Here is a 16,375-nt window from a genome sequence, read left to right on the forward strand (position 1 = left end):
TATGGCTGAGCGTTTCATTCAGACGCCGATCATGCATCGCGTCGTCGAGCACAACGGCATCGTCTATGTCGGTGGAACCACCTGTGATGACGAAAGCCTGGATATGGCCGGTCAGACCCGAGAAATCCTCGCCAAGCTTGACAGCTATCTGGCGCAGGCAGGCACAGACAAGACCAAGCTTCTGACAGCCACCATCTTCGTAACAGATCTAAACAAGAAGCCCGAAATGGATAGGATCTGGAAGGAATGGATTGATCCTTCGCTGCTGCCAACCCGTGCAACTGTTGGCGTTGCCGATCTGGGTGGTGATACGCTGATAGAGATTGTGGTTTCCGCTTACAAGTAATCAATACCAAACATCTGCAAAATCCGACAACCCCCTGAATAACAACAGGGGATTGTCGTGCAGCACATCCCACTTCGGTAGCAACCTGCCATCGGAAATAACTTCCGCTCTAACCTTTAATTCAAATCTGACGCTGTTTCAGTGGCTTCTTCACGCCAACCTTTCGGCCAGCGTTCCAAGCTGGCCTACCCAGTGTGGTAGGATCATATTGTGCGATACCCATTTGACTTCTCCTTTGGCCACTATTGGCCTTCAGGAAAACGCATCAGCAAGAGGATTCGCGGGGCCGAAAGCGGCCGGACTGCTTCTGTGTGACGGGGCGGAGAAAGTGGCAATTCAGTTGACTCCCTGCTACGATTGAAGTACGCGCCCATACCGTTCATAGAAGCGTAGTGACGAAGCACGCTCATAGACCTAAGATTTGAAAGCGTGCCCCTGAAAATGCGCGCGAAGTCACTCAGCGAGAATCGCCGGATCAAGTGCTCTCTCCATGCTTGCGACGAGGCATTTGGTCATTGCAGTGTATGGGGCTTTCGGGCTGGCTTCACGTTGGATCAGATCTTGATAAAGAGCCCGCCTTACGGGCAGTGGAAGAGTAACATCCAGAATCTGAGCGTAGATCGCCATCACCTTTTCCAACTGGTCGTTGCGCTTCCTGACGATCAGCACGTTTGCTTTCTTCAAGGGTTGAAATCCGGCGAAGTCCCCAAAAGGAGAGCCGTGCCTGAACCCTTGGCCAGCGCCGAGCGTCCGAAAAAATCAGGCAGGGAGGTCCCGCGCGCTTCACAGTAAGACCGGGTGGCTGTGAGCCGCCGCCGCATGATCTGTCACGGATCGCCACCCGCATGGGCGGAAACCGCACCGCGGGTTCGGTGGTCGCGAGGCTAAAGAGCCGAACGGCGAAGCCGGGTCAGCCTGACGCTCATGCGAACGGTATGGCCAGAAGACCTCATAGCCGGCTTCAGGCACCTCATCGCGGGCGATGGTTTTCCCGAACCCACCGGTCTCCTTCATTACGACCAGAATGGCTGGAAAGCCGACAGCCTGAGGGAACGCGGCGACCTCTGCTGCGACGACCTGCCGGCACCACCCAACCGGACAATGTTGGAAAAGGGTTTGAGGCTGGCTTGCAGGGCAACATTGGCAACTTCCTGTATGTTTGGCTGCGTACCTAACGCGGCGATCTGGCATGGACCCAAAACGCCGCCGAGGTTTCTCGTATCAAACTCAAGCCACCGGATCGCCGGCGAGCCATCGGTTTCCAGACCGGCTACGAGGTAGCGCATTGAGGCCGGACCAGCCGCCGCTTTCCGCCGATAGATCGGTTCTGCGAGACGCCGGATTTCGTCAACGACGGCGGAGGGGATCGCCTGCGCGGAAGGCAGCTGTTCGAGCTGTTCCCAAACCCCTTGGGTTCCGTTGAAATGAACCGGCCTGCGCGATAGCAACCCTTTGTCCAATGGTGAGAATCTTGGAAGCGTTCATCACCGGCTGCATCGAGTCCGGATTATGCAGCAACGTGTCGGCTGCAATGGCAGCGCCACCGGGGAATGTGCAGGCGAATATGACCGTCATCTTGAGCCTCTTTGGGTGTGGTGGGCGTTGGCGATGGCCCTGTCGTGCATCGCTATCCGAACATGCCGAAACAGCCAAGCGGGTTGGTAGCGCGACCATATAACTCGGCTGGCGATGCTTTTGCAGGTTCAAACAACCGCAGCGGCTTTCGAGCACGAAAGGTCTAGGACAAAGACGTCGATAAATCCATGCAACTCGCGTGGCATCTGTTTGAGAATCGCAGCATGCAATGCATCCGGCGTGTTGATCGTCCGGTCGTTGCGGCCTGCGACTTTTTCCTGACCGCCAAACCAGAGCACAAGGTAGATACCTTGGCGTGCTGCGTCCGGATGGATCGCATAACGCAGATCGAGCTGAGCGGATGCGGCTGAAAAAAGTTCAGAATGCCACTGGCCCTTTACCTCTGTTACGACAAGATGCCGCTTGCCGCCGATCACAAGCGCAGCGGTAATATCGCAGCGGTTCCCGGCGGCCATCTGGTGCTCAATGACAAGACCGGCATTATGAGGCAGAAGCCTTTCGCGCAGCCAGTCCACAACACGGTTGCGCGCAGTGTTTTCGTCCACGCGCTTTCCGCCGGGGTATAGTGTCGCAAGCGGATCGGTATCGGCACCTTTGAGCCAGATTTGAACGTTGCCAAGCTCTTCCAGCATTAGTGCGCGAAGATCCTCCACCGTGGCGATACGGTTTCCATCAAGCAGACCGACAACACTTTGGGGTTTCGGCGGCTCATAGTTTTGCAATGCGCGTTTTCGTTCGGCAGCAACTTTCAGGCTCAGGATATCATGGTGAAAACGGGCAAGCCTGGCCATCAAATGTGCGGGTTGCCGCCAGGCTTCCCCAAAAGCGCCGCGAGGTCGAAGCGGGCTACCTCACTCCGAAACGCATCGAAATTCTCGCTGGGTAATTCCGCGTCGAATAGTTGCCTTTGTTCGTGCTCATCGAAAAGGATCGAGGCGAACAATTTGGGGTTCAAGACCGCAGCAGTCCTCAAAGTAGCGCGTTTGCGCCTCATCCCATTCACTTGACCGACTCGCCAGTATCACCGTGGCAACGTCGCCTGCGCATGCCTTTTCGATGATGGCGTTGGTGGCGCCTCGATCCAGCTTGGCGACTTCATCCAGGGCGTCGATGACTAGAGCGGCACCCTGAGGGACATCCGAGATATGCCGGAAACGGGTTGCACGACAAGGCGCAACGCCGAGTTGGCCTGCCAGACTTCCGAGCAGTTCGGTCTTGCCGGCTCCCGGCTCGGCAAGCACGACGACGGCACCGCCGGACTGAACCAGTTCGTTTTCGGTTATAGTTCGGTCGCCTACCCTCAAACGTCGGGATATGTATAGTTTGTTCATAAGTCAATATACCGCTCGGACAGGTTTCTCTCCATCCTTTCGTCTCTCATATCCCGCACAATCAAGAGGGTGGGCGAGAAGGTTCCCACTATTCGGCGATGGCCAGTTGGGATGCCCGCGCCTCGTAAAATGCCTTTTCCAGTTCAGTGACTTCGATGATCCATCGCAGGACGGTCATGCCGCGATAGAGTTTTGTGACATGGCGGTCATGGATGCGAAGCAGCCCCAGCCCGGCGCGCCGGCACAGTTCGTTTTTGATCCGGTCGCGTTCCGCCTGCCGTGGATCGGCATGGAACAGACCGTCATACTCTACGACCATGAGCGGCCGCCCATCGGCAACCGTCAGCGTGAAATCAAAATGGCTGCGGGTGAAAAAGTCGAACTCCCGTGTCGTCAGGATCGTGCTGTCCTTCTGAACCACGTCGGAGAATCGAAGCTTTGGAAAGACGCGCATGCCATTGTCAGACGCGATGCTCGACAGTTCGCGGACCGTCCGTTCCTCGGACCGGTTCATAATGGTGCCAACGACCTTCACAGCGTCCCTCGATTGGGTTCATTCTGGACGCAATAGGCGCATGTTATTCTGGAAGACCTGTAGAGGGTTTTCCCGTTCAGCGGATCGCGCAGTTCGGGCGGATGCGAACGACCGACAACGCACGATGCGGGAATGGCGGAGCGAAGTAGGAACGAGAAATCGATTGGCGCTGACCAGTCCGACGCATTGCAGGTAAAGCGCGTCCACTCATCAAGCATTTTGACGGCAAGCTCAGTTCGTGTCCGGAAACTGCTCATCGAAAGCGGCAGGTCGATTTCCAGAAGGGTTGGGGTACCGATTGTCCTCAGCACCCTGTGTCCTGAATGACCCAGAACCGCCGTAATCCATTCGCTGCCGTATATAAGATAGTGCGCGGCATGTTTCAGAAGCGCCATGTCGTCGGCGACGACAAACAACCGTCCTTCATCAAGCGTATTGTTGACTTCCCGGATTGTCTCTTCGACGCGATCTCCCATCCAGTGAAGTTCGGCATTCTCTGCAACGATCGAACGAAGCCTGTCGGTCATTTCGCGCCGGTCATGGAGACGAAGCCCTTCGCGGAAGTAGACCCCGGCATCCGCCGTTCGGCAACCATGAAACGTGCGCATGACGGCAAGCTCCAACGAGTCCGCGAGTTCTTCCGCATGGTCGTCAAAATCGCCGCGTAACGACCTGCAGAGAATGTCGGACCATTCCGGGTCGTCCCATGAAATGTCCCGATACACACCGGGTCGCAGGCGGCGCATGCCGTCCTTGCGAAGCCGTGGTGCCAGCCAAGACGCCAGAAGCGGCATCCAGCTTTCCGGCTTCTTCCAGATGAAATGGTAGTCGCGCCAGAAAGGGTCTATTTTGCGGACCACAACCGATCCGCTCACGGCTGCTTTGACCTTACGATGATTTTGAGGATGCGATTGTCAGAGGCAAAGCGCTGCGCGCGCGTCATTGCTTCGTCCAGAAGAAAATCGAATGGCCCACTGCCGCCGAAGTCTCGTTTCTCGCTATCGTAAAAGTATGCTTTCCCTTTTACCCGGCCGTTCAATATCTCCTGATGAACGACAACCACAACATGCCGTTCTGCGGGCGCAGGTTCTTCATGGGATTGATAAATGACTTCGACCAAAGACGCCTCCTGACGCTTTGTGTCAGTATGCCCGATTCGGCGCAGCATTACGCCAGTTGTTTGTAGGTAGCTGAGGCACGCGGATCGATTCCGGTGCGTTCCGTCACGAGGTTGATGAATGCAAGCGCGGTTCCGTAGAATCTCTTCGCATTCTCGGGGTCGGCTATCCTCAAATATTCAAGGCGCCGCTTTCTCTGGTGCAGCTTGCCGGGAGCCCCTGTTGTGTTTTCGATTTCTGTCGGCTCGATCTCGTAGGGCGATGCGTGGGTCACCAAATTGCGCCACTCCTGCATCTGCCCCATATGCTGGAACATACCGTTGCTTCTATCGATCTCAATACCGGCCGCCGCCATCAGCATATTCATCTTGTCCCAGAACCTGCGCGCAGTGCGGTAGCGCTGGAAGTCGAAGCCGGCGAAGCGTTCATGCGAGGGCATCAAAAACGCGACCGATGCCGAGAAGCTTTCGATGGCGGCAAATGAGAGAACCATGCCGCCAGTGAAGAACGAAAAGCCCATCGACATATTGCCGGTCCTGGGCCGCTTATCCATGGCCAAACCCGCCTTGATCAGTTCGGCGGCTGCATAGAGCGTCATATCCCAATCATGGTTCTGCGCTGAGTATTCATAGTTCAAAGTTCCCCCTCTTTCCCGTCCCGCAGACGGCGGATTGCTGGCGCTCACGCCTGCTCCGAAGCAAGCACCTCGCGCAGCTTGGTTAGATTGGCGTTGTAGTTGGAGCGGTATTCATCGAAAGGATGGAAATTGCCGCTTTGCCTGAGCCAATCGGCATGGCTCCATCCTGCCCGGAGAAATTCAGGAACGATGTAGCAGAATTCCAGCGTGCGGATCAGAAACACGAACAAGTTGAATTCTTGGCCGTAGTCGAATTCCGCCTTTCCACCATGGACATAGAAATTCCTGCATTTAACTGCGCGGTCTATGACGAATTCCAGACCTTCGTATTGATCCCCGTGCTGTTTGATTAGTTCCGCCGCCCAGTGTTTGACCTTTGAGCGAAGGCGCGGCGTTACGAGATTCGAGAGTTCCCTCAACATTGACTCCCGCTCGTGGGAATCCGGCAGCGGCTTGAATAGTGCCTTGGCCTTTTCGGCTGCATCGAGAATGTCTGCCGGCAACGAGATTTTCTTCGGATAGTGCGACGCCGGAATGGTATCAAAAAGATTGGCGGCAGCGATGATCCGGTCGGCGTCGTAGAAGTTCTGCTTCTTGAACGAATCCCAGAACCGGCCTCTGGGTGTAGCCATGTCGGCTTCGGTAGCGAACCAGTGCGTGAGCACCTCTGCAAATTCAGCCGGGCGTCCCATGCCGTCGAGAAGTACATCTGCGGGGCCGGGATCGAAACGGCCCTCAGGAGGGTCGTATCGGACCGGCATGCTCGGACACACACGAAGCGGCGGTTGATCCTCCCCGCCGCCAGCTTCCTGATCGATAGTGAGGCGGCCGAGAACGGCCATGGGGATTCGCGGTGCCCCACTCATGACCATTGCTCGTGTTCGAATCTCTTCGCCGTGACCCGAGTTTCGATCTTAATCTTGACGAGATCACAGTCACTTAGCTTGCTGTCGATCGGGCGATCAAACAACGCTCGGTCTCGCATGCGCGCCTCTCTATCAAGGAAGAAGCGAACTGCCAAAGTTGCCGCTGTTTGAGCGGTTCTTTACGTCAACCTTCCTGCCAGCGTTCCATACGAAGCGCCGAGTGCAGCAGAAGCATATTGTGCGATGCCCATTTGAGTTCTCCCGGCCACCCTGGGCCACCGGAAGAACGAGTCAGTTCGAGATTCGTGGCCGGGGACCGTTGACGAAATGACCAGTTTTACCGAAAAGAATTGGAAAGCAGACATAATGTCCGTCGATCTGATTGAGTGCCAGTCCAAAAGCAGGGGCCTGATTGTAAATTACCAGAGCTTCTACTGCCGGTTAGTTTGCCGATTTGTCAGAACAATCTGCTAACTTCGAAGACCAATACGCCATTCGATCCTTTCTGCTTTCTCAACAGACTTCGAACTCTGGAGATCCGCCAAGACGACATCTCGCACGTCTATGGGCAGATCTGCTGCCCGTGGATGCTTCCCTTCTCGACTTACGTGCATCAAGAGTTGCTCGCAGAGTGCCAACATCTCCCTATCCGCATTGTACAATCTCATGAATAGATGCAAACGTTTGTGATCGGCATCGATCAAGGCCAGCTCTACCTGTAATATTTCACCGGCATGACATTCTCTCAAATACGCGATACGACTATCGAGCGTGTAGAGTGTGGCATTGTTGGTCGCACGATAAACAGCGTCGATGCCAATTCGATCCATATAGGCGGTCGCCGCGTCGGAAAAGACGATTCCATAGGCATAGTCCCCCATATGGCCGTTGTAGTCTATCCAGTTTGGCGAAACGCTTGTGCTATAAATCGTTAATGCTTCGCTCATGCTCATTTCCTCCGCTCTAACCACCCGTAGAACTCGCCTACGATTCCCTTCCGGAAGAGGAGGACGCATGCCATGAAGATGACGCCTGTTACGATCGTGACGGGGAAGTCGGATGTTGCGAGATAGTTCTGGAGGGCGACGACGAAGGCGGCGCCGACGATGGGGCCGATAAGCGTGCCAATGCCGCCCAGAAGCGTCATCAGGATCACTTCGCCCGACATCTGCCAGCCGACATCGGTCAGCGTTGCAAACTGGAAGACAAGCGCCTTCAGGCCGCCGGCAAGGCCGGCAAGCGCTGCCGACATGACGAAGGCTGCAAGCTTGTAGCGGTTGACGGAATAGCCGAGCGAGATGGCGCGGTTTTCGTTTTCGCGCACCGATTTCAGGATCATGCCGAAGGGCGAGTTGATGATGCGCCAGATGACGAACACGCCCAGCACGAACACCGCCAGCACAAAATAATACATGGTCATCGGCTGGTTGAGGTCGATGATGCCGAAGAGATAGCCGCGCGGCACGCCCTGCAAACCGTCCTCGCCATGGGTGAAGGCGGCTTGCAGGCAGAAGAAGAAGAACATCTGCGCCAGCGCCAGCGTGATCATCGTCGAATAGATGCCCTGACGGCGGATGGCGAGATAGCCGATGACGAGGCCAAGGGCGGCGGCGGCAAGGACGCCGAGCACGAGGCCAAGCTCCGGCGTGACGCCCCAGACCTTGACCGTATGGGCGGTGATATAGGCCGCCCCGCCGAAGAAGGCGGCATGGCCGAAGGACAGGATGCCGGTATAGCCCAGAAGAAGATTGAAGGCGGAGGCGAACAGCGCGAAGCACAGCATCTTCATCAGGAAGATCGGATACACCATGAAGGGTGCGGCCAGCAGCCCGACAAGGGCAATGCCGAGGATGACGGCCGAGAGGCTGTTGACGGCAGGCGCCTTGCTGTCGCGCGAGGCCGTATTTGCCTTGAGAGCGGTATCAGCCATGTCAGGCCTCCTTCCCGAACAGTCCGGCGGGGCGCACCAGAAGAACGATAGCCATGATGACGAAGATGACGATGCTGGAAGCTTCGGGATAGAAGACCTTGGTGAGACCTTCCGCCAGCCCCAGCACATAGCCGGTGATGATGGCGCCGAGGATCGATCCCATGCCGCCGACCACCACCACGGCAAAGACCACGATGATGATGTTGGAGCCCATCAGCGGGCTGACCTGATAGATCGGCGCGGCCATGATGCCTGCAAGTCCGGCAAGGGCGGCACCGAGCGCATAGGTGAAAGTCAGAAGCAGCGGAACATTGATGCCGAAGGCCTTCACCAGCGTCGGGTTTTCCGTCGCGGCGCGCAGATAGGCGCCGAGCTTGGTCTTTTCGATCAGGAGCCATGTGCCAAGGCAGACGATGAGCGAGGCGACGACCACCCAGGCGCGATAGTTCGGCAGGAACATGAAGCCCAGATTATGTCCGCCCGCAAGCGACGGCGGCACCGCATAGGGCTGACCCGCCGCGCCATAATAATAGCGGAACGTGCCTTCAATCACGAGCGCCAGGCCGAAGGTGAAGAGCAGGCCATAGAGCGGGTCGAGATTATAAAGCCGCGACAGCGCCACGCGCTCCACGATCGCGCCGCCCAGCCCGACGATGAGCGGGGCGAGGATCAGCGCCGGCCAGTAGCCGATGCCGAGCCAGCTCAACAGCAGATAGCCGACAAAGGCCCCCAGCATATATTGCGCGCCATGGGCGAAGTTGATGATGCGCAGGAGGCCAAAGATGATGGCAAGGCCGAGGCTCAGCATCGCATAGAAGGAGCCATTGATGAGGCCGACCAGCAACTGCCCGAGAAGTGCCTGCAAGGGTATTCCAAAAATCATTGTCATTCAGACCCCCAATGCATGCGTGAGTTCTGCCATGCGGGCGGGCAGTTCGGCGGTGGGGAAGTTGTCCGTCACCACGCCATGATCCATGAGGTAGAAGCGGTCGGCGACCTTGGCGGCAAAGCGGAAGTTCTGCTCGACCAGAAGCACGGTCATGCCGCGTTTCTTCAGTTCCACCAGCACATCGCCGATGCGCTGCACGATGACGGGCGCAAGCCCCTCGGTCGGCTCGTCGAGGAGCAGCACCTTGACGCCGGTGCGCAGGATGCGCGCAATCGCCAGCATCTGCTGCTCACCGCCCGACAGCTTGGTGCCGGGGCTGTTGCGGCGTTCATGCAGGTTGGGAAAGAGTTCGTAGATCTCGTCGAGCGACATGGCGCTCTGGCCGTCCCTGGCGACGACCGGCGGCAGAAGCAGGTTTTCGTGCACGTTCAAGGTGGCGAAGATGCCGCGTTCTTCCGGAACAAAGCCCAGACCCGCATAGGCGATGCGGTGCAACGGCACGCGCATGATGTCCTTGCCGTCGAGCGTGATGGTGCCGGTGCGCTTGCGGATGATGCCCATGATGGCGCGCAGCGTCGTCGTCTTGCCGACGCCGTTGCGGCCCAGAAGCGTGATCGTCTCGCCGGGCCAGATGTCGAGGTCGACGCCGTGCAGGGCATGGCTTTCGCCATACCAGGCATTGAGCCCGCGCACGGACAATAGCGGTTGGCCTCTATTCATGTTCGGTTCCCATATAGGCGGTGCGCACGCGCTCGTCCTTCGAGACGGCGGCGTAATTGCCGGAGGCAAGTATTTCGCCGCGTTGCAGCACCGTGACGTGGTGGGCAATGTCGGCCACCACCTTGAGATTGTGTTCGACCATCAGCACCGCGCGGTCCTTCGCCACATCGGCGATGAGGGCGGCGATGGTGTGGACGTCCTCATGGCCCATGCCGGCCATCGGCTCATCGAGCAGCAGCACCTTGGGATCGAGCGCCAGCGTGGTGGCGATCTCCAGCGCGCGCTTGCGGCCATAGGACAGGTCGGCGGCCAGCGCATGGCGGGCATCGGCAAGGCCGACGCGCTCCAGAAGCGCAATCGCCTGCGCGTCGAGCCGGTCGAGCGCCGACAGCGGACGCCAGAACTGCGTGGCAAGCCCGTTGGGGCGCTGCAGCGCGACCTTGACGTTTTCCAGCACCGTCAGATGCGGAAAGGTTGCCGAAATCTGGAACGAACGCACCAGCCCCATGCGCGCCACCCGGGCCGGATCGGCTCTGGTGATGGTTTCGCCCAAAAGCGTGATCTCGCCGCTCGATGGCTGCAGGAATTTGGTCAGGAGGTTGAAAACGGTCGTCTTGCCCGCGCCATTCGGCCCGATCAGCGCGTGGACGCGGGCATGTTCCACATCGAGATCGACGTTCCTGACCGCGTGAAAGCCGCCAAAGGACTTGCCCAGTCCGCGCGCCGACAGAACCGTTCGGCCGGATGCGCCGCCATCGTCCGGCCCTGCTTCATGCAGGGCCGTCATATTGCCAGTTGCTGCGTTCATTCAACCAGCCTCTTTTACTGCTTCACAAGCGGGCAGCCGCTTTTATCGAGCGGACGGAACGCTTCATCACCCGGGATGGTGCGCAGAACTTTGTAATAGTCCCACGGGCCGTTGGATTCTTCCGGCGACTTAACCTGAACGAGATACATATCGTGGACCATGCGACCATCTTCGCGCAGTTTGGCGTTTCGGGCGAAGAAATCGTTAATGTCCATGGTGCGCATCTTGTCGAGCACAGCCTTGCCGCTGGTGGATTTTGCAGCTTCGGAAGCTTTGAGGTAATTCATGACAGACGAATAAACGCCAGCATGAACCATGGTCGGCATCTTGCCGTTCATTCGTTCCCCGAAGCGCTTCGACCAAGCACGGGTCTGGTCATCATAATCCCAGTAAAAGCCGGTAGTCAGTGTCAGGCCCTTTGCAGTTTCGAGACCGACGCTGTGCACGTCGGAGAGAAACAGCAGCATTCCTGCAATTTTCTGGCCACCTTGCGCTATCCCATATTCATTCGCCTGCTTAAGGGCGGTCATTGTATCGCCCGACGAGTTAGCAAGAGCAATAACGTCAGCGCCCGATGCTTGCGCCTGCAACAGGAACGAAGAGAAATCGGTGGTTTCGCGCGGATGACGCACAGAGCCCACAACTTCACCGCCGCTAGCCTTGACGGCTTCCGCAGTATCGCGCTCAAGCGCATGACCGAAGGTGTAGTCAACAGTAATGAAGTACCATTTCTTGCCCCCCTCCTGTGTCATGGCGCGTCCCGTTCCGTTGGCAAGCGCATAGGTGTCCCAGGTCCATTGCGCGGTCGTGGGTGAACAAGCTTTCCCCGTCAAATCCGAAGAGCCGGCGGTGGACGCCAGAAACGCCACATCCTTGTTGCGGGTGATTTCCTGCACGGCCATTGCGACCGAGGACGTGGGGACGTCGATAATTGCCTTGACATTCTTCTCATCGATCCAGCTACGTGCCAGAGTGGACCCGATGTCAGGCTTATTCTGATGATCTCCAACGATGACTTCGATAGGCTCGCCATTCAACTTACCCCCGAAATCCTCCACAGCCATCTTAGCCGCGACGACCGACCCGTCGCCTGCAAGATCGAAATTCATGCCGGACATATCCGTCAACACGCCCAGTCTAACCGGTTCTGCCAAGGTCGGGCTTGCGAGCACCATGGTGGCAAAAGCACCCGAAAGCATCATTGATTTCATTTTCATGTTTTCCTCCTCCCAAATTATAAATGTGTCAGCCCGATTGGCTGCTGCTTTCCGCAATCAGTCTCGCCAGATAAAACTGGTCGGCTTCGTAAGATGCGGCCCAGTTGGCGCGGTGTTCCTGATCAATGGCTCTTTTCGTCATCCGCAAGCCCATGGGCGGGCATTCAGCGATGGTCTGCGCGAAGCGCTTGGCGGTTTCGACCGCGCCACCGGCCGGTGAAATCTTGTCGCAAAGCCCCATATGAAGCGCGTCCTGCCCGCCAATTCGTTCATTGGCGAAAAGCGCACGCTTGGCGCGTGTCGGACCGATCAGCGATGAAAGTAACGGCAGTCCGCCCCAGCCCAGCGTCATGCCCAGACGAACTTCAGGAAACTGAAAGAAGGCCCCCTCAGCCATCACGCGGAAATCGGTTGCCAAAGCCAGAATGCCGCCGCCACCAATCGCCGGGCCTTCAACCGCCGCTATAGTGATCTGTGGCAGCAACCGCCACCGATCACACATGACGCCGCCAAGCGACATGGACGTATGGCGTGTGACAGCGCCCGCGTTGACGCGCCACAGATTCTCGTCCGTCAGGTCCACTCCACCGGAGAAACGACTTTCGGTTCCTGTTAGGATAACAACCTGGACACTGTCATCCGCTGATAATTCGTCCGCCGCCTGTATGAGCGCAGTTATCGATTCTTCATTGAGAGCATTGGCCTTACCGCCACGGTCATAGCGCGCCACCGCAATCGGTCCTTCACGCCTTATATCGACTATGGCCATTTCCACATTCCTCAGGTTTTCACTTTGACATACTACCGAGTATGTTGCATATTCCGAATAGGTTTGCAACAGGCCTGTTTTGACGGTTTAGTTGCGGCCGAGTAGGAGGAATTCAGAACATGACGCCAGACCAGCGCGCGCTCGACCGCAGCCATTCCGTGTTGCGATATCTTCTCGATCGACATGCAGCGGAGCGCCCCGCAGCACCATTCGTGCATTTTTGGCCTTCGACCGAATGGGATTACAAAACGACCAGAGACCGCGTCCGTCAGCGGGCGGCGACGCTTCAATCACACGGCGTGAAACGCGGCGATCATGTGCTTTGTTTTATGGGTAACGGCCCGGATTTGCTCACTACCTGGTTCGCAATCAACTATATCGGGGCGGTCTATGTCCCCATAAACACTGCAGCGCTCGGGCGCTCCCTGGAACATATCCTGGACGATGCGGATGCCGCGCTGATGGTTGCCCATGCCGATCTGGTGGAGCGATTGCTGGACGTTGCCCCCGGCAAGCTGCGCAAAGTCCTGGTGGTCGAAGGCTCTGCAAGCTGCGCCATTGCTGGGGTAAAAATCCTGCCTTTGACTGACGTGGAAACCGTTAGCGAGAGCGAACTTGCCCTCGACACGCCGATTGAGCCGTGGGACACGCTTGCCATCATGTATACGTCGGGCACGACCGGCAATGCCAAGGGCGTCGTGACCTCTTATGTGCAACTTTACACGATGGGTCCCGACGCCTTCGAGTGCGTGGATGAAACGGACCGTTGTATGATTTGTGGTCCGATCTTCCATTGCGGCTCCACGCTCTATGTCTATGCGATGCTGGCGCGCGGGCTGTCGATTGGCATGATGCGCGAGTTCAAAACGCAGCATTTCTGGCAGGCGGTGCGGGAAACGAACTCGACCTATTGCCTGTTGCTAGGCGTCATGGCGAGTTTCCTTCTGAAACAGCCGGTTTCACCGGATGATCGCAACCACCCGCTGCGACGCGCCTTCATTACCCCATTTGGCGAGGATGGCCCCTTATTTGCGGCAAGATTTGGCGTCGAGGCCTGGACTATCTACAACATGACCGAAATCGCTAGCCCACTCGTTGCCGGACCCGGGATTTCGCAAAAGGGAATCGCGGGAACACCGCGCCCCTGGTATCAGCTGCGCATCGTTGACGAGAACGATATCGAGCTGCCCGATGGCACAGCCGGTGAGTTGGTCATTCGTTCCGACCGCCCCTGGGCCTTGATGAAAGGTTATTACAACAATCCGAAAGCTACCGTCGAAGCCATGCGCAACGGCTGGTTTCACACAGGCGATAGCTTTCGCAAGGACGAAAATGGCGTCTATTTCTTCGTTGATCGTCTGAAAGACATCATCCGACGGCGGGGCGAAAATATCTCTTCCTTCGCTTTGGAAGCCGAAGTGCTTTTCCACGACAGCGTCAAAGAGTGCGCGGCTATCGCGGTGCCAAGCGAATTGAGCGAGGATGAAGTTCTTATCGCCGTAACCCCTGTCGAAGGCCACCAAATCAATGCTGGAGAACTGCTGGAGTTTCTAACAGGCCGCCTGCCCCGCTTTATGGTGCCTCGCTATGTACGAATTCTGGATTCTTTGCCGAAGACGTCAAGCGGTAAAATCCAGAAACATATCCTACGCAGCCAAGGCATTACCGGAGATACAATCGATCGCGATTTCAACGCCAAGCGCGCAAGCTGATCTCTCAAAATCGACAGACCTGAAACAAACTTCGTCATCAACACCACGCCATCTATCGTGCAACAAACCGGCGGGCTGGCGAAAATGGTTGATATTACAGAGCGTTTGCTGGGCAAGAGCGTCGTTATCGTCACCGACAAGGGAGCGCAAGCTCGGATCACTGAGCCGGCCAGAGGCGGATGCCCTGTCGATTTATAAAGCCGCATATTGATTGCAACGCAGGCAATCTTATAAAAAAAGGCCGGTTTTCACCGGCCTTTTTCGTTTCCATCAACAAATTTCAAACAGGCCCGCAGCACCCATGCCACCGCCGACGCACATGGTTACCACCACATAGCGTCCATTGCGCCGTTTGCCTTCGATGAGGGCGTGCCCGGTCATTCGCGCGCCCGACATTCCATAGGGATGGCCAATCGAAATAGCGCCGCCACTCACGTTCAGCTTTTCATTATCGATGCCAAGCTTGTCGCGGCAATAAAGCACCTGCGCCGCAAAGGCTTCGTTCAATTCCCACAGATCGATATCATCGACCGTCAGGCCATGCTGTTTGAGCAGTTTCGGCACGGCATAAACAGGGCCGATACCCATCTCGTCCGGTTCACATCCGGCTACAGCCATTCCGCGATAGATACCGAGCGGCGAAAGCCCCCGTTTTTCAGCCTCCTTCGCTTCCATCAGCACCGATGCCGAGGCGCCGTCCGATAATTGCGAGGCGTTGCCAGCAGTGATAAAGCGGCCCTGTGCTATCGTCTGACCATCGGAAAAGACAGGCTTCAATCCGCGCAAGCCTTCCAGAGTCGTTTCGGAACGATTGCCTTCGTCCATAGCCAGCTCAACGTTTTTCGCGGAGACTTCTCCGGTGGTCTTGTCCTTGACCAGCATGGTGGAGCGGATCGGGACGATCTCGGCGTTAAGGCGACCTGCGACCTGCGCGGCGGCAGTGCGCTGCTGCGATTGCAACGCATATTCGTCCTGCGCCTCACGCGATATGTCATAACGCGCCGAAACGATCTCCGCTGTTTCGATCATGCTCATATAGGTGGCGGGCAGATGCTCCGACAGCCACGGATCGCGCCAGCGATAGACGTTCATATGCTCGTTTTGCACCAGCGATATCTGCTCCACGCCACCGCCAATGGCAATCGTCATACCATCGGCGGTAATCTGCTTGGCCGCTGTGGCAATAGCCATCAGGCCGGACGCGCATTGGCGATCCATAGACTGGCCCGGAACGGAAACCGGAAGGCCGGCCCGCAACAAGGAAGTGCGGGCGATATTCATATGGGTCGAGCCTTGCTGAAGTGCTGCACCAATGACGACATCTTCCACTTCCGCACCATCAATACCGGCGCGCTCCACTGCAGCGGCAATCGCGTGGCCCGCCAGGGTTGGCGCGGTCGTATCGTTGAAGGCTCCGCGATAGGCTTTGCCAATCGGCGTGCGTGCAGTTGATACGATTACAGCTTCTCTCATCAGATCTCCTCCGCTGACGCGGGCACGTAAAGCCTTTCGGCCAATTGTCTCAGCTCCCGGGTCAGCGCAACCGGGCGTCGCGTGTCTCGGTTGACATAGACATGCACATATTCGCTTTTAGCTGCGGCCAGCTCTTCGCCATCCTTGAAAATGCCAAATCCCCACAGCAGACTGGTATTGCCGATATGCTCGACACGAACCCCGACAGCGACATTGTCCGGGTAGGAAATCTCGGCGAAATAATTCGTCGAATTGCGCGCAACGATACCAATGGGCGTGGAGCCAAGCAGATCCAGTGCACCCGCCGCAATAAGCGATCGGTTCAGTGCGGCATCGCAATACTGCATATAGACGACGTTGTTGACATGGCCATAAATGTCCATGTCGCTCCAACGCGTCTGCATCTGATAAAACTCCCGATAGGCTGA

The 16,375-nt window shown here is 57.1% G+C and carries 20 protein-coding genes; 2 read left to right on the forward strand and 18 right to left on the reverse strand.

Annotated elements, in window-relative coordinates; genetic code table 11:
* The first annotated feature begins 1 nt into the window (after position 1).
* A complete protein-coding gene (locus ABWW28_RS03205) occupies positions 2–346 on the forward strand; it encodes a RidA family protein (protein WP_025091618.1) in 345 nt (114 codons plus the stop codon).
* A 453-nt stretch (positions 347–799) separates the two neighbouring features.
* On the opposite strand, the gene ABWW28_RS03210 is transcribed toward ABWW28_RS03205, so the two are convergent.
* The 16 genes from ABWW28_RS03210 to ABWW28_RS03285 all read right to left on the reverse strand — a co-directional run bounded on the left by ABWW28_RS03210 (position 800) and on the right by ABWW28_RS03285 (position 12,762).
* On the reverse strand, positions 800–1,030 hold the full coding sequence (locus ABWW28_RS03210; protein ID WP_155268941.1) for a hypothetical protein: 231 nt from the start codon (positions 1,028–1,030) through the stop codon (positions 800–802).
* Positions 1,031–1,359: 329 nt separating this feature from the next.
* Positions 1,360–1,806: a hypothetical protein gene (locus ABWW28_RS03215; protein WP_025091620.1), complete on the reverse strand. Its 447-nt coding sequence runs from the start codon at positions 1,804–1,806 to the stop codon at positions 1,360–1,362.
* Between the two features lie 243 nt (positions 1,807–2,049).
* Positions 2,050–2,733, reverse strand: coding sequence for a hypothetical protein (locus tag ABWW28_RS03220; protein WP_025091621.1), 684 nt, complete (start codon positions 2,731–2,733; stop codon positions 2,050–2,052).
* A 126-nt stretch (positions 2,734–2,859) separates the two neighbouring features.
* The gene (locus ABWW28_RS03225; RefSeq protein ID WP_151598891.1) at positions 2,860–3,273 is read right to left on the reverse strand and encodes a P-loop NTPase family protein; all 414 of its coding nucleotides are present in this window, start codon (positions 3,271–3,273) and stop codon (positions 2,860–2,862) included.
* An 88-nt stretch (positions 3,274–3,361) separates the two neighbouring features.
* Positions 3,362–3,787, reverse strand: a complete 426-nt coding sequence (locus ABWW28_RS03230; RefSeq protein WP_151598889.1) for a DUF2726 domain-containing protein — start codon at positions 3,785–3,787, stop codon at positions 3,362–3,364.
* 17 nt (positions 3,788–3,804) lie between these two features.
* Complete coding sequence (locus ABWW28_RS03235) at positions 3,805–4,683, reverse strand: hypothetical protein (protein ID WP_025091624.1); 879 nt, start codon at positions 4,681–4,683, stop codon at positions 3,805–3,807.
* Positions 4,680–4,928, reverse strand: a complete 249-nt coding sequence (locus ABWW28_RS03240; protein WP_151598887.1) for a hypothetical protein — start codon at positions 4,926–4,928, stop codon at positions 4,680–4,682. Before ABWW28_RS03240 ends, ABWW28_RS03235 begins: the two co-directional genes overlap by 4 nt.
* A gap of 47 nt (positions 4,929–4,975) precedes the next feature.
* Entirely contained in the window at positions 4,976–5,611 is a 636-nt protein-coding gene (locus ABWW28_RS03245; RefSeq protein ID WP_151598885.1) for a hypothetical protein, read from the reverse strand.
* A complete protein-coding gene (locus ABWW28_RS03250) occupies positions 5,608–6,405 on the reverse strand; it encodes a HEPN domain-containing protein (RefSeq protein WP_025091627.1) in 798 nt (265 codons plus the stop codon). Before ABWW28_RS03250 ends, ABWW28_RS03245 begins: the two co-directional genes overlap by 4 nt.
* Positions 6,406–6,899: 494 nt before the next feature.
* Complete coding sequence (locus tag ABWW28_RS03255; RefSeq protein ID WP_025091628.1) at positions 6,900–7,376, reverse strand: thioesterase family protein; 477 nt, start codon at positions 7,374–7,376, stop codon at positions 6,900–6,902.
* A gap of 2 nt (positions 7,377–7,378) precedes the next feature.
* Positions 7,379–8,359: a branched-chain amino acid ABC transporter permease gene (locus tag ABWW28_RS03260; RefSeq protein WP_176026684.1), complete on the reverse strand. Its 981-nt coding sequence runs from the start codon at positions 8,357–8,359 to the stop codon at positions 7,379–7,381.
* Position 8,360: 1 nt separating this feature from the next.
* Positions 8,361–9,248: a branched-chain amino acid ABC transporter permease gene (locus ABWW28_RS03265; RefSeq protein ID WP_006467529.1), complete on the reverse strand. Its 888-nt coding sequence runs from the start codon at positions 9,246–9,248 to the stop codon at positions 8,361–8,363.
* Entirely contained in the window at positions 9,249–9,968 is a 720-nt protein-coding gene (locus tag ABWW28_RS03270) for an ABC transporter ATP-binding protein (protein WP_006467528.1), read from the reverse strand.
* On the reverse strand, positions 9,961–10,776 hold the full coding sequence (locus tag ABWW28_RS03275; RefSeq protein ID WP_128006351.1) for an ABC transporter ATP-binding protein: 816 nt from the start codon (positions 10,774–10,776) through the stop codon (positions 9,961–9,963). The genes ABWW28_RS03270 and ABWW28_RS03275 overlap by 8 nt, the downstream gene beginning before the upstream one ends.
* Before the next feature lie 14 nt (positions 10,777–10,790).
* Positions 10,791–11,993, reverse strand: coding sequence for an ABC transporter substrate-binding protein (locus ABWW28_RS03280; protein ID WP_006473178.1), 1,203 nt, complete (start codon positions 11,991–11,993; stop codon positions 10,791–10,793).
* A gap of 28 nt (positions 11,994–12,021) precedes the next feature.
* Positions 12,022–12,762, reverse strand: coding sequence for an enoyl-CoA hydratase/isomerase family protein (locus ABWW28_RS03285; RefSeq protein WP_025090620.1), 741 nt, complete (start codon positions 12,760–12,762; stop codon positions 12,022–12,024).
* A gap of 119 nt (positions 12,763–12,881) precedes the next feature.
* On the opposite strand from ABWW28_RS03285, the gene ABWW28_RS03290 reads away from it, so the two are divergent.
* Positions 12,882–14,474, forward strand: coding sequence for an AMP-binding protein (locus ABWW28_RS03290; protein WP_025090619.1), 1,593 nt, complete (start codon positions 12,882–12,884; stop codon positions 14,472–14,474).
* Positions 14,475–14,744: 270 nt separating this feature from the next.
* Here ABWW28_RS03290 and ABWW28_RS03295 read toward each other — a convergent pair whose 3' ends face one another.
* The gene (locus tag ABWW28_RS03295; protein WP_025090618.1) at positions 14,745–15,947 is read right to left on the reverse strand and encodes an acetyl-CoA C-acyltransferase; all 1,203 of its coding nucleotides are present in this window, start codon (positions 15,945–15,947) and stop codon (positions 14,745–14,747) included.
* The gene (locus ABWW28_RS03300; RefSeq protein WP_235694387.1) at positions 15,947–16,351 is read right to left on the reverse strand and encodes an acyl-CoA thioesterase; all 405 of its coding nucleotides are present in this window, start codon (positions 16,349–16,351) and stop codon (positions 15,947–15,949) included. The genes ABWW28_RS03295 and ABWW28_RS03300 overlap by 1 nt, the downstream gene beginning before the upstream one ends.
* Positions 16,352–16,375 lie beyond the last annotated feature (24 nt).

The sequence above is a fragment of the Brucella sp. NBRC 14130 genome (genome assembly GCF_040371715.1).
Taxonomy (GTDB): domain Bacteria; phylum Pseudomonadota; class Alphaproteobacteria; order Rhizobiales; family Rhizobiaceae; genus Brucella; species Brucella intermedia.

Excerpts from the sequence above, each read along its gene's own strand:
- ABWW28_RS03270 (WP_006467528.1), bottom strand. The coding sequence starts at position 9,968 with ATGAATAGAGGCCAACCGCTATTGTCCGTGCGCGGGCTCAATGCCTGG.
- ABWW28_RS03265 (WP_006467529.1), bottom strand. The coding sequence starts at position 9,248 with ATGACAATGATTTTTGGAATACCCTTGCAGGCACTTCTCGGGCAGTTG.
- ABWW28_RS03255 (WP_025091628.1), bottom strand. The coding sequence starts at position 7,376 with ATGAGCGAAGCATTAACGATTTATAGCACAAGCGTTTCGCCAAACTGG.
- ABWW28_RS03280 (WP_006473178.1), bottom strand. The coding sequence starts at position 11,993 with ATGAAAATGAAATCAATGATGCTTTCGGGTGCTTTTGCCACCATGGTG.
- ABWW28_RS03260 (WP_176026684.1), bottom strand. The coding sequence starts at position 8,359 with ATGGCTGATACCGCTCTCAAGGCAAATACGGCCTCGCGCGACAGCAAG.
- ABWW28_RS03230 (WP_151598889.1), bottom strand. The coding sequence starts at position 3,787 with ATGAACCGGTCCGAGGAACGGACGGTCCGCGAACTGTCGAGCATCGCG.
- ABWW28_RS03290 (WP_025090619.1), top strand. The coding sequence starts at position 12,882 with ATGACGCCAGACCAGCGCGCGCTCGACCGCAGCCATTCCGTGTTGCGA.
- ABWW28_RS03205 (WP_025091618.1), top strand. The coding sequence starts at position 2 with ATGGCTGAGCGTTTCATTCAGACGCCGATCATGCATCGCGTCGTCGAG.
- ABWW28_RS03250 (WP_025091627.1), bottom strand. The coding sequence starts at position 6,405 with ATGGCCGTTCTCGGCCGCCTCACTATCGATCAGGAAGCTGGCGGCGGG.
- ABWW28_RS03285 (WP_025090620.1), bottom strand. The coding sequence starts at position 12,762 with ATGGCCATAGTCGATATAAGGCGTGAAGGACCGATTGCGGTGGCGCGC.
- ABWW28_RS03275 (WP_128006351.1), bottom strand. The coding sequence starts at position 10,776 with ATGAACGCAGCAACTGGCAATATGACGGCCCTGCATGAAGCAGGGCCG.
- ABWW28_RS03220 (WP_025091621.1), bottom strand. The coding sequence starts at position 2,733 with ATGGCCAGGCTTGCCCGTTTTCACCATGATATCCTGAGCCTGAAAGTT.
- ABWW28_RS03300 (WP_235694387.1), bottom strand. The coding sequence starts at position 16,351 with ATGCAGACGCGTTGGAGCGACATGGACATTTATGGCCATGTCAACAAC.
- ABWW28_RS03225 (WP_151598891.1), bottom strand. The coding sequence starts at position 3,273 with ATGAACAAACTATACATATCCCGACGTTTGAGGGTAGGCGACCGAACT.
- ABWW28_RS03295 (WP_025090618.1), bottom strand. The coding sequence starts at position 15,947 with ATGAGAGAAGCTGTAATCGTATCAACTGCACGCACGCCGATTGGCAAA.